Consider the following 13,928-nt stretch of genomic DNA (forward strand, 5'->3'; position numbering starts at 1 on the left):
GGTGCTCCCTCGTTGTGCTTGCGTTGGGTGCCCGGTCACCGAGGGGTGACGGTGACGGGCAGCTCGTAGACGCCGCGGGAGTAGGCATCCCGGACGTAGCTGATCGGGCCGGCGGGCTCGATGCTGGACGTGCGCTGGAAGAGCTCCTCGAAGAGGATCTTCATCTCCAGCGCGGCGACGTGCTGGCCGAGGCACTTGTGCGGGCCGCGGCCGAAGCTGACGTGCGGGTTCTCGATCCGGTCCGGCTGGAACTCCTCGGGCCGGTCGAAGGCACGCTCGTCGAAGTTGCCGGCGGCGAACAGCATGGCGACGATGTCGCCTTCCTTGATCTGCTTGCCGTGGAGCTCATGGTCGCGGGTCGCCGTACGCACCAGGTGCGTGAACGGCGAGGCGATCCGCACCATCTCCTGGATGACGGTCGGCGGCAGGTTGTCCTGGTGCTCGCGCATCCAGGCCATCGCCTTCTCGTTGCGCATCAGCTCGTGCATGCCGTGCGACATCGCGGTGCGCGTGCTTTCGGCGGCGCCGCTGGCGAGCAGCGCGACGTTGCCCATGATCTCCTCGGGGGACATCAGCGGTTCGCCACCCTCGCCCGAGGCGACCAGGCGCGTCATCACGTCGTCGCCGGGCTCGCGGCGCTTGAGCTCGGCCAGCTCCTCGGAGTAGACCATCAGGTTGCCGATGGCCTCCATGACCTCGTCGAACGACGCGGTGATGCGGGTGTCGAACGGCGCGGCGAACTTGTCGACCCAACCGAAGAACTTGACCCGGTCCTCCGGCGGCACGCCCAGGACGTCGCCCAGCGCCTCCATCGGCATGTTGTGCGCGATGGTGTGCACGAAGTTGAACGTGCCCTTGTCGAGGGCGTCGTCGACGACGTCCTTCGCGTACTGGCGGAACTTGCCCTCCAGCTTGCGCACGAAGCCCGGCGTGAAGCCCTTCGCGAGGACCTGGCGCTGCGCGCGGTGCCGCTCGCCGTCGGTGGTCAGCATGGCCGGCATGCCGCCGTTCTTCGGGTCGATCGGGACGACCTGCCAGATGTTGACGTAGCCACGGTCGGCCGCATACAGCTCGGTGTTGCGGTCGACCTCCCAGATGTCCTCGTTGCGGCTGACGACCCATGCCTTGTCGATGAGCATCGGGTCGTCGAACTCCTGCTGGAAGCAGGGCTCCTCGTCCCGGAGGTAGCGGTACTGCTCCAGCGGGAGACCGAACGTCGCCGGGTCACCTTCGGCATAGGTGTCGTAGTCGAAGATCCGGAGCTCCGGAGCTGTGGTTGTCGTCATCAGCTGCTACCTCTACAGTATTTCTTGGCCCGTGTGTCTCACAAAGATACTGGCTGTCTCAAAAAGATGTCAACGGTTGCTGACACCTTCGACCCGGAGCGGATCAGGCGTCGCGGCCGATCGAGACCAGGTGGCTGCGGTAGAGCTCGTACGCCGGCTGCAGAGCCGGCACCAGGCCCATGAGCCGCGCCACGCCTCCGCTTACCTTCACCTTGCGGCGCGCCAGCGCGACCGGCAGGTTGAGCTGCCCCATCCAGAACTTGTGGCCGTCCTCGGCCGACATCGTCAGGTCGACCTCCGCCGGCCGTCCCTCGGCGTCGGCACCGACGTAGAGCATCGGGGGGTCGACCGTCGCGTCCAGGAGGAAGACACCGTCGGGGTCCTCGTGGTTCACGCGGAAGGAGGTGTTGGCGGAGACGAACTTCCGCCCGACCACGGGGTCGGTGGTGAGGGACTGCATGAACGGGGTGAAGACGGCATACATGTCGTCAGATGAGGTGAAGGCGGTCATCTCGGTTCCTTTCGGGGTGGTTCAGGAGCGCCGACGGCACACGCGCCGGCGATGACTGGGGTTGGTCGTCGGGTCGGTCAGACGGGGTCGAGGGCGCTGATCAGCCAGTCGCCGTCGACGTTCTTCGCGGTCACGACGAGACGGCTCCCCGTGATGCGCGGCTCGGCGAGCTCGCTGCTGCGCGTGGTCACGGTGACGAAGAGGAGCAGCTCGACCTCGTCGCCGTCGGCCGACACCACGCCACTCGCGGAGACGCTCGCCTCGGTCGTGACCTTGACCTTCTGGGCCGCCGGCGCGATCTCGTCGGTGACGAGAGCGGCGTAGTCATCGGCGAAGGAGCCGGTCAGCCACTTGCCCTCGTCGCCCGCCTCGTCGCCGATGGTGCGGTAGTCGTAGCTCAGCAGCTCCTCGACGTGTCCGACCACGGCCGCGCGGGCCTGGTCACCGGACTCGAGGTCGACGTCGTGACGACCGTTGACGACGAAGAGCGTCGCGGCCACAGCGGCGAGGACGAGCGGAGCCAGCCACCAGCGCCACCCGAAGGAGGCGGGACCGAGCTTGAGCGACGGCTCGAGGCGGGACACCTTCACAGTCGGCGCGGTCTTCTCCTCGGTTGCAGTGATCATGCGACGAACTCCATTCCGGTGATGAGCCAGTCGTCGCCCTTGCGGTCGAGCTCGACGCGGACTCGGTAGTCCTTGGCGGTCGTCTTGTCGCTCTTGCCGTGCGCGACCTCGGCGGAGGTGGCGACGAGCACCACCGCGCTCTCGCCGTCGAACTGGTCGACGGCCACCGACTTCACCTCGCCCGTGGCGCGGATGTTGTCGTCGGCGACCACGTCGGCGAAGGTGTCGGCGAAGCCGTCGAACTGTCGCTTGAAGTCGCCGCTGAGCCGCTTGCCCATCGCCTCGAGCTTGTCGTCGATCGACTCCGAGTCCAGCGTGGTCAGATCGAGGACCTGGTCCCGGGCAACGGCGACCGCGGCGTCTCGCTGGGCGTCGTCCTCCCGGTCCTGATACATGACCAGCCCCTGCCACGCCACGGCCGCCAGCGCGATCACGGTCAGGGCCACGAGCGCCAGACGCGGCGCGGGCTTCGGAAGTGTCACCTTGGTCTTCATCGCTTCACCAGTCCTCGGACGAGTTCTTGCCAGGTCTCAGCGCCCGGCGCGGCACCAGCGAGGAGGAAGGAGGTGAGTCCCAGCTCCAGGCTGCCCGTCGGCGTCGTCGCGTCGTTGGATCCGTTCGCGCTCCGGTCGACGCTGTCCAGGGCGGAGGTGCGGTCGAAGTGCAGGCCGCACAGGGCCGCGTTGGCACCGGTGCCGCCGTTGGGGCACGGATGGTTTCGGGCACCGCGTGACGCGCGGATGTCGTCGGGCGACACCTTGCACCACGAGTCCCCCGGTGGCTCGGCGGCGGAGATGTCGTCCGGGTTGCGGATCTGCTGGGCCTGCTCGAAGCCGTCCGTGCAGGTCGGCGGGTCGAAGCCGAGCTTGAACCACAGGTTGGCCGGCGAGCGCTCCTTGTGCCGATCGGCCTCCGGGATCGCGGCCGTGAAGGCCGTCGTCAGCGCCGGGAGCACGATGAGGATGTGCTCGATGCCGTCGCGGTAGACCTTGAGCACCTCGCCGAGGTCGGCGAGCTCGGCGAGCATCCCGGGAGCGACCCCGGTCAGGTCCACGGCGAAGCCGCCGATCGCCTCCATGAACGGGGCTCCGGCCGCCATCAGGCCGCGCAGGTCGTCGTCGCTCTTCTCGAGCTGCCCGCTGAAGGAGCCGAGGCTCGACGCATAGGACCGGATCGACGGGTCGAGCTCGGCCTGGGTCGCGAGGACGGGAGCGGAGTCCTCGATCAGGCGGATGGTCTGCGGCAGGTTGTCGGTGGCCGCCTTGGTGAACACCGCACTCGCGTCGATGAACCGACCGAGGTCCTGGCCGGCGCCGTCGAAGGCAAGCTGGAGCTCGCTCACGACGCTGCGCAGGTCCTTCTGCGGGATCGAGGAGAGGAGCTGGTCGACGGAGGTGAGCAGCGAGTTGGTCGTCGTGGGGAGCACGGTCCGCTCCACCGGGACGGTGGCGCCGTCCTCGAGGTGGTCCGACGCCGGGTCAGCGGGCGGCACGAAGTTGACGTACTGCTCGCCGATGACCGAGGCGCTGCGCACCTCGACGGTCGAGTTGTCCGGCAGCTCGGTCCCGTTGTCGACCTGGAGCTCGGCGACCACCGACCCGTCGTCCTGCAGTACGACGTCGGTGACCTTCCCGACCTCCACGCCCCGGTAGGTGACCATCGCCTGCGGGTAGAGGCCGCCGGCGTTGCTCAGCTCGACGGAGACGTCGTAGCGGCCGATGCCCATCTGCTGCGGCAGCCGCACGTAGGCGAGTGCCATCACCAGCAGGGTGACCGCGGTGATCCCGACGAAGACGAAGAGCTTCGTCCTGGTGACCTTGGACAACATCAGTTGCCTCCCAACAGCGAGTCGAGCGTGTTGCCGAGCAGACCGTCGCCACCGCCGGACGACCCACCGTGCCGCGGTCCGCGGCCGCCGCGGTTCCCACCGTTCCCACCGTTCCCGCCGTTCCCGCCCAGGAGCTCTCCCACCCCGTTGAGGAGGTCGTCGAGGGTGTCGGTCGAGAGCGGGTCGGTGGCATCGACGGCCGGGCCGGTCGGCGTGCCCCCGAGGATCGCGGGGAACAGTCCGTCGAGCGGGGTTCCGCCGAGCCAGTGCTCGGTGAGGTGCCCGGCGCTGACCTCGATCTCGGAGACGAGGTTCATGTAGTCGCCGAAGATGATGTTGTCGGAGCCGCGGACGTTGAACGGGTAGGTGAGCGCGTCGAAGCTGTCGGCCAGCGTGTCGCCGTGGTCGGCGAGCTGCGCGGTGATGTGCGTGAGGTTGTCCAGGTTCTCCTGGAAGTCCCGCTCGGTCCCACTGACGACGCGATGGGCGATCTTGCCGAAGTCGCCGACGGCGCGCAGCGTCCGGACCAGCTGGGTCCGCTCCTCGCTGATCGTGCGGAAGCCCCGGGGCAGCTCTTTGAGGAGCCGCGCGACCTTGTCCTTGTCGACCACGACGGCCTGCGACAGCCGGTCGAGCTGTCCCAGGGTCGCGGTGATGTTGTCGCGCTGACGGTCCAGCCGTTCGGTGAACCGGCTGACCGTGGTCATGAACGACTTGATCTCCTCGCTACGCCCGCCGAAGGCGGCGTTGAGCTCGTGGGAGATGGTCTGCAGCTGCGGAAGCCCACCGCCGTTGAGCAGCATCGACGCGGCCGTCAGGACCTCTTCAGTCTCGGGGTAGCGGCCGGTCCGCTCGAGGCCGATCTCGTCGCCGTCGGCGAGGAGGTCGGTCACGGCGCCGACGGTCCGGGCCTCCGGGTCCTTGAGCTCGAGGTATTCAGCGCCCAAGAGGCTCTTCTGCGCCACGGTGGCGGTGACGTCGGCCGGCACGTGGACGTCGCCCTCGATGCCGACGGTCAGGGTCGCGACCCAGTCCTTCAGCTCGATCTTGCGGACCGAGCCGATCGTGACCTCGTCGTACTTGACCTCGGAGTTGGGGACCAGGTTGGCCGCGTTGTCCAGCTGGACGGTGATCTCGATGCTGTCGTCACCACCGCCCTTCGTGAAGGGCAGCGTGATCCCGTTGAGACCGGTCCAGCTGCAGCCTGACAGGGTCAGGGCGAGGACGACACCGAGCAGCGCAGCGCGCGCGGCGGCAAGCATCTTGGGACTCTTCATGGTCAGTGCCCTCCCAGGAGCTGGTCGAGCTGGCCGAGCAGGTCCGCGTGGTCGGTGGACGAGGTGGTCGACCGATCGTCGATCTGGTCCTCGCCGGGGTCGATGGTCCCGATGTCGCCCGCGCCGTTGTTGGTGACCCCGCCGATGCCGATCGGCGGGGCGTTCATCGCGAAGTACTGGAAGAGCGGCGTGAGCACCTGCTGGCAAGAGGACCGGTCGCCGCCGGCGGCCAACAAGGCTCCGCAGATGATCTGCGCCGGCGCCTGGAGGTTGTTGACCGCGAGCTCGCCGGTCACCAGCGTCCCGTTGTCACCGCGGGGGTCGAGGATCTGGTAGAAGTTCGAGACGCCGGTCGGGGCGACCTGGAGGATGTCGGCGATCTTCTGCCTGTTGTCCGCGAGGACCGAGGTCGTGACCCGCAGCTCGCGCAGCGTGTCGACCGTGAGGTCCTTGTTGTCGTTGACGAAGTCCTTCACCTCGACGAAGGCCTGGCGCAGTCCGTGCAACGCGCCCTCGAGGGCGAACCGGTCGCTGTCGAGGATGGCGGACACCTCGGCGAGCCGCTGGTTGAACAGGCGCACCTGGGCGTCGCTGCCCTTGATCGCGGTAACGAAGACCTGGAGGTTCCGCACGGTCGCGAAGAGGTCCCCGCTGTTGTCGGCCAGGGTGCTCATCGCCTCGGAGACGTCGGTGATCGTCGTGTTCAGGCTCTGCCCGGTCCCGTCGAGGAAGTCGGCCGAGCTCGAGATCAGCTCACTGGTCGCGCCGCCCTTGTTGGCGCCGCGCGGGCCGAGCGCCGTGGACAGCTCGACGAGCTGGTCCTTGACGTCGTCCCACTCGACCGGGATCGCGGTCCGCGACATCGGGATGGTGGCGCCGTCCTCGAGGGGCGGGCCGTCCGAGCCGATCGGCCCCAGGACGACCGCACGCACCGACACCAACGAGGGCGCCACGACCGCGGCCCGCACGTCCGCCGGGACGGGGTGGTCGGAGTCGATCTCGAGGACGACCTTGACCCGGTCGGCCTCGGGGTCGACCGACACGACCGAGCCGATCGGCACACCGAGCGCCGTCACGTCGTCGCCGACGTAGATGCCCTTGAACTGGGCGAAGTAGGCCGTCACCCGGAGGGTGCCGTCGCCCGTGAAGGCGAACGCACCGCAGGCCAGCACCACGGCGAGGGCGAGGCCGATCTTGACCATCTTGTTGTGCTCACGCATCAGAACGAGCCCTCTCCCGTCAGGAGTCCGGCAATGCCGCCCGTGCCGAGGTCCTCGGGCGAGCCGAGGTTGGCGACGTAGGCCTGGAAGAACGGACCACCCGCGACCGACTCGCCGAGCGAGCGGATGTAGCCCCCGGTGGTCTTGAGAGCGACCGCGAGGGTGTCGCGGTAGTCGGCGAGCAGCTCAGCGGACTGCTTGAGCTCGGTGAGCGCCGGCTTGAGCGACAGCTTGTTGTCCCGAGCCAGGCCGACGAGCTGAGCGGTCGCGCGCTGGACGTTGCGAAGCAGGTCTCCGAGGATCTCGCGCCGCTGGGTGAGCTCGTCGAAGAGCAGGCTGCCGTCGCTCATGATCTGGGTGATGTCCTTGTTGCGGTCGGCGAGGAGCCCGGAGATGTTGCTCGCCTTCTGGAGCAGCCGGGCCAGCTCGTCATCGCGGCTGCTGAGCGTGTTGGAGAGCTTGCCGACACCCTTGAGCGCACCCCGGAACTCCTCCGGGGTCTGCTCGAGCACGGCGCTGACCGAGGCGAACGACTCCGCGAGGCGGTCCTCGTCGATCTCCGCCGTCGAGGTGGTGAGCTCGCCCAACTCCTCGTTGACGGCGAAGCCGGCGTCGGTCCGTTCCAAGGGGATGTGGCTCTCATCCCCGTCGCCCTTGGGCTCGAGGGCGAGGAACTTGCTGCCCAGGGCGTTGTCGCTCTTGACGATCGCGCGGGTCTCGTCGCCGAGATCGATGTCCTCGAGACCGAAGCTGACCTCGACGTGATCGTCCATGAGCTCGACGTCGTTGACCTTGCCGACCTTGATGCCCGCGACCCGGACGTCGTCGCCAGAGCGCAGTCCTCCGGCTTCTGCCAGGTCGGCGGTGTAGGTCGAGCTGTTGACCAGCTCGAGCAACTTGCCGATGTTGAGCGCGCCGGCCAGCAGGAGCCCGGTGAGGATCAGGCCGACGAGCCCGATCTTCCCGAGGTCCATCTCGCTGAAGGACCGCCGCTTGCTCACCGGGCGCTTGCCCTTCTTACCCAGCTTCACGGTCGTCTTCTGGGCCACCTTCGTGGCCTTCAGCTTCGTCATCAGCGCTGCACCCCGCCGCATCGTCCCTTGTCGTCGATGACCCACGGCGTGTAGACGTCGAGGGACTCACCCGGGAGGTCGAGCTTGAGCTTGACCCCGCACAGGTAGAAGTTGAAGAAGGAGCCGTAGGCGCCCAGTCGTCCGATCTTCCGCAACACCTTCGGATAGACGTCGAGGACCTCCCGGATCTCCGGGGTGTTGGCGTTGATCGCCTTTGCGAGCTCGCCCATCTGGTCGATGTTGGCCTTGATCCCCGGCCGGATCCGCGCGAGCAGGTCGGCAGTGTCGGCCGCGGCGAGGTTGATCGACTCGAGCGAGGAGCCGATGGCCTTGCGATCCTTGGCCAGCCCGTGCATCAGGTCGGCCAGGCCGACGACGAGGTTGTCGAGGTCCTGGTGGTGCCCGTCCAGCACGGTGAGCGCGGACGAGAGGTTGGTGATCGTGTCGCCGATGACCTCGTCACGCTCGGCCAGCCGACCGGTGAACGACCCGACGTTGGCCAGCATCGTCTCGACCGCCCCCGCCTGACCCTGCGTCACGCTGATGACGTTGGTGGCCAGCTCGTTGACCTCCTCGGCGTCGAGCGCTCGCATCAGGGGGTCGAAGCCCTGGAAGAACTGGTCGAGGTCGAGCGCCGGCCGGGTCTGCTCGACCGGGATCCGGGCGCCCTCCGCCAGCTCGGGAGCACGCTTGTCCGCCCCCGGCATCAGATCTAGGTAGCGGTCGCCGGTCAGGTTGGCGTAGCGAATCCGCGCCTCCGACTCCTCGGTCAGGACCACGTCATCGGCAACGGTGAACCGGACGACGGCACGGTGGGCGTCCTCGAGCTCGATCTCCTTGACCGTGCCGATGGCCACGCCGTTGCCCCGGACGTCGCTGCCGACGGTGAGGCCCGAGGCGTCGGTGAAGACAGCCTCGTAGGTGCCGCTCGGCTGGATCCGGACGCGTCCGAAGACGATCCCGACCATGCCGATGAGCAGCCCCATCGTGGTGACGAAGAGAAGGACCTTGAGCAGCGGTCCGCGGGTGATCCTCACTGGCCGGCCTCCTGACGGGCGCTGAGCACGGCATCGAGCACGCCCGCGCCGAACCACGAGTCGAAGAGGTCGGTGTAAAGCTGGACCGGCGGGTCGCCGAGACCGACCGGGCTGCCGGTGCTGTCCTCGGAATAGGTGCCGGCGAGACCGTCGTCGAAGTTCACGTGGGGGACGTTGGGGTTGTCGGCCGTCGCCTCGCGGTAGCAGGTCGGTCCCACTCCCGTGACGAGCTTCGGGCGGTTGTCGGCCAGGGTGTAGGGAGCCTGGCCCGGCAGGAAACCGGTCCGGGCGTAGAAGTAGTGCTCGCCGCTCTCGTGGCCGTAGAAGTTCTCGTAGGCATGAACGTGCTTGTTGAGCGACTCGATGAGACAGCCGATGGTCGGCGCATACTCGCGACCGAGCGCCGTGACCGGTCCCCACTGGGCGTTGAACGCGAGCAGCGGCTCCTCCAGCGCCATCAGCAGCGTGGCGGCCTGGTCGGCGCCCGTGACCGTGCCCTTGAGCAGCCGGTCGAGCTCGCGCTGACGGGCCGACAGGGTGGCACTCGTCGTCGAGAAGTTGTCCCCGATGTCGATGAACTGCGGGGCGACGTCGGCGTAGGTGTCGAGCACCTGGGGCGAGGTGGCGAGGTCGGTCTCCAGCGCACCGAGGTGCGGCTCGAGCGCCGCCAGGTAGGCATCCCAGTCCTCGAAGAACTGGCCGAACCGGTCGCCGCGTCCCTGCAGGGCGGTAGCGGCCGTGGTCAGTGTCGCGTTGAGCTTCGCGGGCTGCAGGGCGCGCAGGACATCGATCCCGTGCGCGAAGACGTCGTTGACCTCGACCGTCACGGCGGTCGCCTCGATCACGTCGCCGTCGGAGATCGCGTCCGTCGCGGTGCGCGTCTCTGGTGTGCGGAGGTCGACGAACTTCGCACCGAAGACGGTGGTGCCGCGGATGCTCGCGACGACGTCCGACGGCACCAGGTCGGCCTTGTCGGTGTCGATGGCGACCTCGACGGCCACCCGGCCGTCGTCCTGGAGCTCGGTGTCGCGCACCTCCCCGACAGCGACTCCGGACATCCGGACCCGCGCCCCCTCGTCGAGGAGCAGGCCGCCGCGGTCGGTCATGACGGTGACCATGACGACATCGGCGAAGACCCGCATGTAGGTGGCGACCAGCAGGCCGGCGGCCAGCACGATGATCGCGAGACCGATCGCGCCGAGGCCTTGGGTGTGATGACGCGCGTGCGTCTTGCGAGAACTCATGACGTCACCCGGTGATGTTGAGGCTGTGGGACGTGCCGTAGAGCGCGAAGCTCAGCAGCATGTCGGCGAACAGGATGGCGATGAGAGAGAGCCGCACCGCGCTGCCGACCGCCTGGCCGACGCCGGCGGGGCCGCCCTTGGCGTTGTAGCCGTAGTAGCAGCAGACGGCCATGATCACGACGGCCATGCACATGACCTTGATGAAGGACAGCACGATGTCGCCGGGGATCAGGAACGTGTTGAAGTAGTGCTGGTAGGCACCGCTTGACTGTCCGAACCCGACGGTGACAACGAGTCGCGTCGCGGCATACGACGCCAGCAACGCGACGGCGTACAACGGGACGATCGAGACCAGGCCGGCCACGATCCGGGTGCTGACCAGGTAGGGGATCGACTTGATCGACATCACCTCGAGGGCGTCGATCTCCTCGCTCACCCGCATCGCACCCAGCTGTGCGGTGAACCCGGCTCCCACGGTCGCCGTGAGTGCGATGCCGGCCAGGGCCGGCGCAGCGAGCCGGGTGTTGATGTAGGCGGAGATGAAGCCGCTCAGCGCCTCGACGCCGATGTTGCTCAGTTGCGAGTAGCCCTGGAGGCCGAGCTCGATGCCAGCGAACGCCGTGAGGAACGACACCACGACGACGGTCCCGCCGATGAGCGCGATCGCGCCGCTCCCGAAGGCGACGGTGGAGATCAGCCGCAGCACCTCGCGGCGGTAGTGCGTCAGAGCGACCGGGATCCCCCGGAACGCTGCGATGTAGAAGCGGAACTGCTCACCGCTGTGGAACAGGGTGCGGCCCGGCGTCGTGATGACGCGCTTGAGCGACTCGACCTGCTTGGCGCGGATCTGCGCGCTGAGGTCGGACCGCTCTTCGGTCATGAGCGCCATGTCAGCCTCCCAGCTGCAGGTAGACGGTGGTGATGGTCGAGTTGATGACCAGGAGGACCATCAGGGTCAGGACGACGGTCTGGTTCACGGCCTCGCCGACGCCCTTCGGCCCGCCCTTGGCATTCATGCCGAGGTAGCAGGCGACAAGGGCGGCCGCGACACCGAACAGCGCCGTCTTGATGAGCGCCGTGATGAACGATCCGGTGCCCGTGACCAAGGTCAGGTTCGCGACGAAGAGCCCAGGGCTCGCGCCGCCGAGGGTGACTGCGAAGACATAGGTGCCGATCAGGCCGACCACGCAGACGATGCCGTAGAGGCCGAGCGAGACGACCACGAAGGCGAGGATGCGCGGTGCCACCAGTCGCTGCATCGGGTCGAGGCCCAAGACCTCCATCGCGTCGAGCTCCTCGCGGATCTTCCGGGCCCCGAGGTCCGCGCAGACTGCGGTCGCGCCGGCTCCGGCGACCACGAGTACGCTGCAGAACGGCCCGAGCTCCTGGATGACCACCAGGCCCGCGCCGGCTCCCGAGAGGTCGGTCGCGCCGATCTCCATCAACAGCTGGTTAATGAAGAACTGGACGACGACCGTGAACGGGATCGTCACGAAGATCGCTGGCAGGAAGGAGACGCTGGCGATGAACACCGTCTGCTCGAGGAACTCACCGACCGCGAACGGCCTGCGGAACATTGCACGCAGGGAATCCCCGGCGAGGGCGAAGAAGCCCCCCAGGGGCGTCAACTTCGCACGTAGGGCGGAAGCAGCCATTCTCACGTCTCCGATGGATTATTGCGACGGTCAGACTCAATACTAAACGAGGACACGTGATGTGCGTTACCCCTCGGCGGAACTTTTTTGAGACGGGATGGCTCAATCAGTGTGAGACGAGCCATCTCGAAACGTCAAGAGCGGGCAGGGCGCAGTCCGAAAGTGGACGAGATGATGTCGCGCTGGATCTCGTTGGTGCCGGCGTAGATGGTCGCCGGGATCGCGAGCCGCAGGTGTCGCTCCATGTCGAACTCGAGCGTGTAGCCGTAGCCGCCCATGAGCTGGACGCCCTCGAGGGCGACCTGCTTGGCGGTCTCGGTGACCTTCACCTTGGCCATCGACGTGGCCCGGATCAGCGACTCGGGCGAGCCCTCGTTGGCGGCGACCCGCCGAGCCGTGTCGTAGGTCAGTGCACGCGCGGCCTCGATCTCGATCGCCAGGTCGGCGATGCGGTGACGGACCGCCTGGAACGAGCCGATCGGGGCGCCGAACTGCTCACGCTGCCGCAGGTAGGCGAGCAGGTCGTCGAACGAGCGCTGCGCCATGCCGAGCCCCTGGGCAGCACACACGATGCGCTCGCCGTTCAGGCCGGACATCACCTGCTTCCAGGCACCGCCCTCCTCGCCGACGATCGCCGAGGCCGGGACCTCGACGTCGGTGAAGTAGAGGTCGTTGACCTCGGCGCCGCCACCCATGGTCAGGATCGGACGGATCTCCAGGCCAGGAGTGTCGGCCGGGACCTCGAACATGGTGAGGCCGTCGTGCGGACGGTCGCCGCGGCCGGTGCGGGCGACCAGGAGGATCTTGGAGGCGAACTGGGCATCCGAGCACCAGGTCTTCTGACCGTTGATCCGGAAGACGTCGCCGTCGCGCTCAGCGCGGCAGGAGATGGCCGCGGCGTCCGACCCGGCGCCGGGCTCGGAGATGCTGATCGACATCACCTCGCCCTCGCAGATGGCTCCGAGCACGTCCTTCTTCTGCTGCTCGGTCGCGTAGCGCTTGTAGACACCGGCGACGGTGTGCGAGGTGCCGGCGCCGTGGACCGGCACCATGCCGCGCCACAGCTCCTCGAACAGGACGACCTGCTCGATGATGCCGCCACCGCTGCCGCCGTACTCCTCGGGCATCGAGACGCCGAGGTAGCCCGCCTGGGCGAGCTTCTTGTAGAGGCCGGCGTCGTGCTGCTCCTTGTTGCCGTCCGTCAGCGCGGCCCGCTGCTCGTGCGTCCCGCACTCACGGGCGGCGAACTGCCGCACCGCCGCCGCGAACTCTTCCTGCTCCTCGGTGAAACCGCGCACGCTCATTGCAGATCTGTTCCTTTGATTGGTCATCTGATCGGTCATCGTCCGGACCAGCGCGGGGCGCGGCGCTCGATGAACGCCGTCATGCCCTCGACCCGGTCCTCGCTGGCGAACGCCAGCTCCATCAGCTTTCGCTCGGCGAGCATCCCGACGCCGAGCGGTCCGTCCTCGGCGGCGAGCACCGCCCGCTTCGCGAGACGTACGGCGAGCGGCGGGCCCGCGGCGATCTGGGTGGCGAGGTCGATCGCGGCGTCGCGCCACTCGTCGACGCCGACCACACGGTTCACGAAGCCCATCGCTTGCGCCTCGGCCGCGGTGACGGCGCAGCCGGTCAGGACCAGCTCCATCGCGCGGTGCTTGCCGACGGTGCGGGCGAGCCGCTGCGTGCCACCGCCGCCGGGGAGGATGCCGACCTTGATCTCCGCCTGCGAGAAGGACGCGCCTTCCGACGCGACGACGAGGTCGCAGGCGAGCGCGAGCTCGCACCCGCCGCCGAAGGCCCAGCCGGAGACGGCCGCGACCATCGGCACCTCGATCTCGGCCAAGCGCATCCAGAACCGGCTGGCCGGAGCGGTGAGCACGTCGTGGAGCGGGCGGTCGCGCATGCCCTTGATGTCAGCGCCGGCGACGAACGCCCGCTCGTGCCCAGCGATCACGACGGCGCCGACCGTGGGGTCGGCGTCGGCGGTCCGCAGCGCGGCGAGCAGCTCGTCCATCAGCTCCGGTGAGAGGGCGTTGAGCTGGTCGGGCCGGTTCAGCTGGAGCACGACGACCCGCTCGCGTCGTTCGACCAGGACCCCTGGCTCCGACATCGACCCTCCCGCGGACTTGTTTATTGAACCTGACTGTCTCAATACTAGGAACCAACGC

Annotated in this window: 14 protein-coding genes; all 14 read right to left on the reverse strand. The window is 68.1% G+C overall.

What is annotated here, in order from left to right; genetic code table 11:
- Positions 1–35: 35 nt before the first annotated feature.
- The 14 genes from F0U44_RS06355 to F0U44_RS06420 all read right to left on the reverse strand — a co-directional run bounded on the left by F0U44_RS06355 (position 36) and on the right by F0U44_RS06420 (position 13,870).
- Complete coding sequence (locus F0U44_RS06355; RefSeq protein WP_149727346.1) at positions 36–1,286, reverse strand: cytochrome P450; 1,251 nt, start codon at positions 1,284–1,286, stop codon at positions 36–38.
- Positions 1,287–1,389: 103 nt separating this feature from the next.
- Positions 1,390–1,797, reverse strand: coding sequence for an SCP2 sterol-binding domain-containing protein (locus F0U44_RS06360; RefSeq protein WP_149727347.1), 408 nt, complete (start codon positions 1,795–1,797; stop codon positions 1,390–1,392).
- Positions 1,798–1,874: 77 nt separating this feature from the next.
- Entirely contained in the window at positions 1,875–2,423 is a 549-nt protein-coding gene (locus F0U44_RS06365) for a hypothetical protein (RefSeq protein WP_149727348.1), read from the reverse strand.
- Complete coding sequence (locus F0U44_RS06370; protein ID WP_223163583.1) at positions 2,420–2,917, reverse strand: Rv1363c family protein; 498 nt, start codon at positions 2,915–2,917, stop codon at positions 2,420–2,422. Before F0U44_RS06370 ends, F0U44_RS06365 begins: the two co-directional genes overlap by 4 nt.
- Complete coding sequence (locus F0U44_RS06375; protein WP_149727350.1) at positions 2,914–4,251, reverse strand: MCE family protein; 1,338 nt, start codon at positions 4,249–4,251, stop codon at positions 2,914–2,916. Before F0U44_RS06375 ends, F0U44_RS06370 begins: the two co-directional genes overlap by 4 nt.
- Positions 4,251–5,528: an MCE family protein gene (locus F0U44_RS06380; RefSeq protein WP_149727351.1), complete on the reverse strand. Its 1,278-nt coding sequence runs from the start codon at positions 5,526–5,528 to the stop codon at positions 4,251–4,253. Before F0U44_RS06380 ends, F0U44_RS06375 begins: the two co-directional genes overlap by 1 nt.
- 2 nt (positions 5,529–5,530) lie before the next feature.
- The gene (locus F0U44_RS06385) at positions 5,531–6,748 is read right to left on the reverse strand and encodes an MCE family protein (protein ID WP_149727352.1); all 1,218 of its coding nucleotides are present in this window, start codon (positions 6,746–6,748) and stop codon (positions 5,531–5,533) included.
- Positions 6,748–7,821, reverse strand: a complete 1,074-nt coding sequence (locus F0U44_RS06390) for an MCE family protein (RefSeq protein ID WP_188113343.1) — start codon at positions 7,819–7,821, stop codon at positions 6,748–6,750. Before F0U44_RS06390 ends, F0U44_RS06385 begins: the two co-directional genes overlap by 1 nt.
- Positions 7,821–8,858, reverse strand: a complete 1,038-nt coding sequence (locus tag F0U44_RS06395) for an MCE family protein (RefSeq protein WP_149727354.1) — start codon at positions 8,856–8,858, stop codon at positions 7,821–7,823. The genes F0U44_RS06390 and F0U44_RS06395 overlap by 1 nt, the downstream gene beginning before the upstream one ends.
- Positions 8,855–10,102, reverse strand: coding sequence for an MCE family protein (locus tag F0U44_RS06400; RefSeq protein WP_149727355.1), 1,248 nt, complete (start codon positions 10,100–10,102; stop codon positions 8,855–8,857). The genes F0U44_RS06395 and F0U44_RS06400 overlap by 4 nt, the downstream gene beginning before the upstream one ends.
- Positions 10,103–10,106: 4 nt before the next feature.
- Positions 10,107–10,991, reverse strand: coding sequence for an ABC transporter permease (locus F0U44_RS06405; RefSeq protein WP_246160320.1), 885 nt, complete (start codon positions 10,989–10,991; stop codon positions 10,107–10,109).
- 1 nt (position 10,992) lies between these two features.
- Positions 10,993–11,679, reverse strand: a complete 687-nt coding sequence (locus F0U44_RS06410) for an MlaE family ABC transporter permease (RefSeq protein WP_246160321.1) — start codon at positions 11,677–11,679, stop codon at positions 10,993–10,995.
- Positions 11,680–11,891: 212 nt separating this feature from the next.
- Positions 11,892–13,061: an acyl-CoA dehydrogenase family protein gene (locus tag F0U44_RS06415; RefSeq protein WP_149727357.1), complete on the reverse strand. Its 1,170-nt coding sequence runs from the start codon at positions 13,059–13,061 to the stop codon at positions 11,892–11,894.
- Between the two features lie 35 nt (positions 13,062–13,096).
- The gene (locus tag F0U44_RS06420) at positions 13,097–13,870 is read right to left on the reverse strand and encodes an enoyl-CoA hydratase/isomerase family protein (protein WP_149727358.1); all 774 of its coding nucleotides are present in this window, start codon (positions 13,868–13,870) and stop codon (positions 13,097–13,099) included.
- Positions 13,871–13,928: the final 58 nt, after the last annotated feature.

Origin of the sequence: Nocardioides humilatus (genome assembly GCF_008373755.1) — a bacterium.
GTDB lineage: Bacteria > Actinomycetota > Actinomycetes > Propionibacteriales > Nocardioidaceae > Nocardioides > Nocardioides humilatus.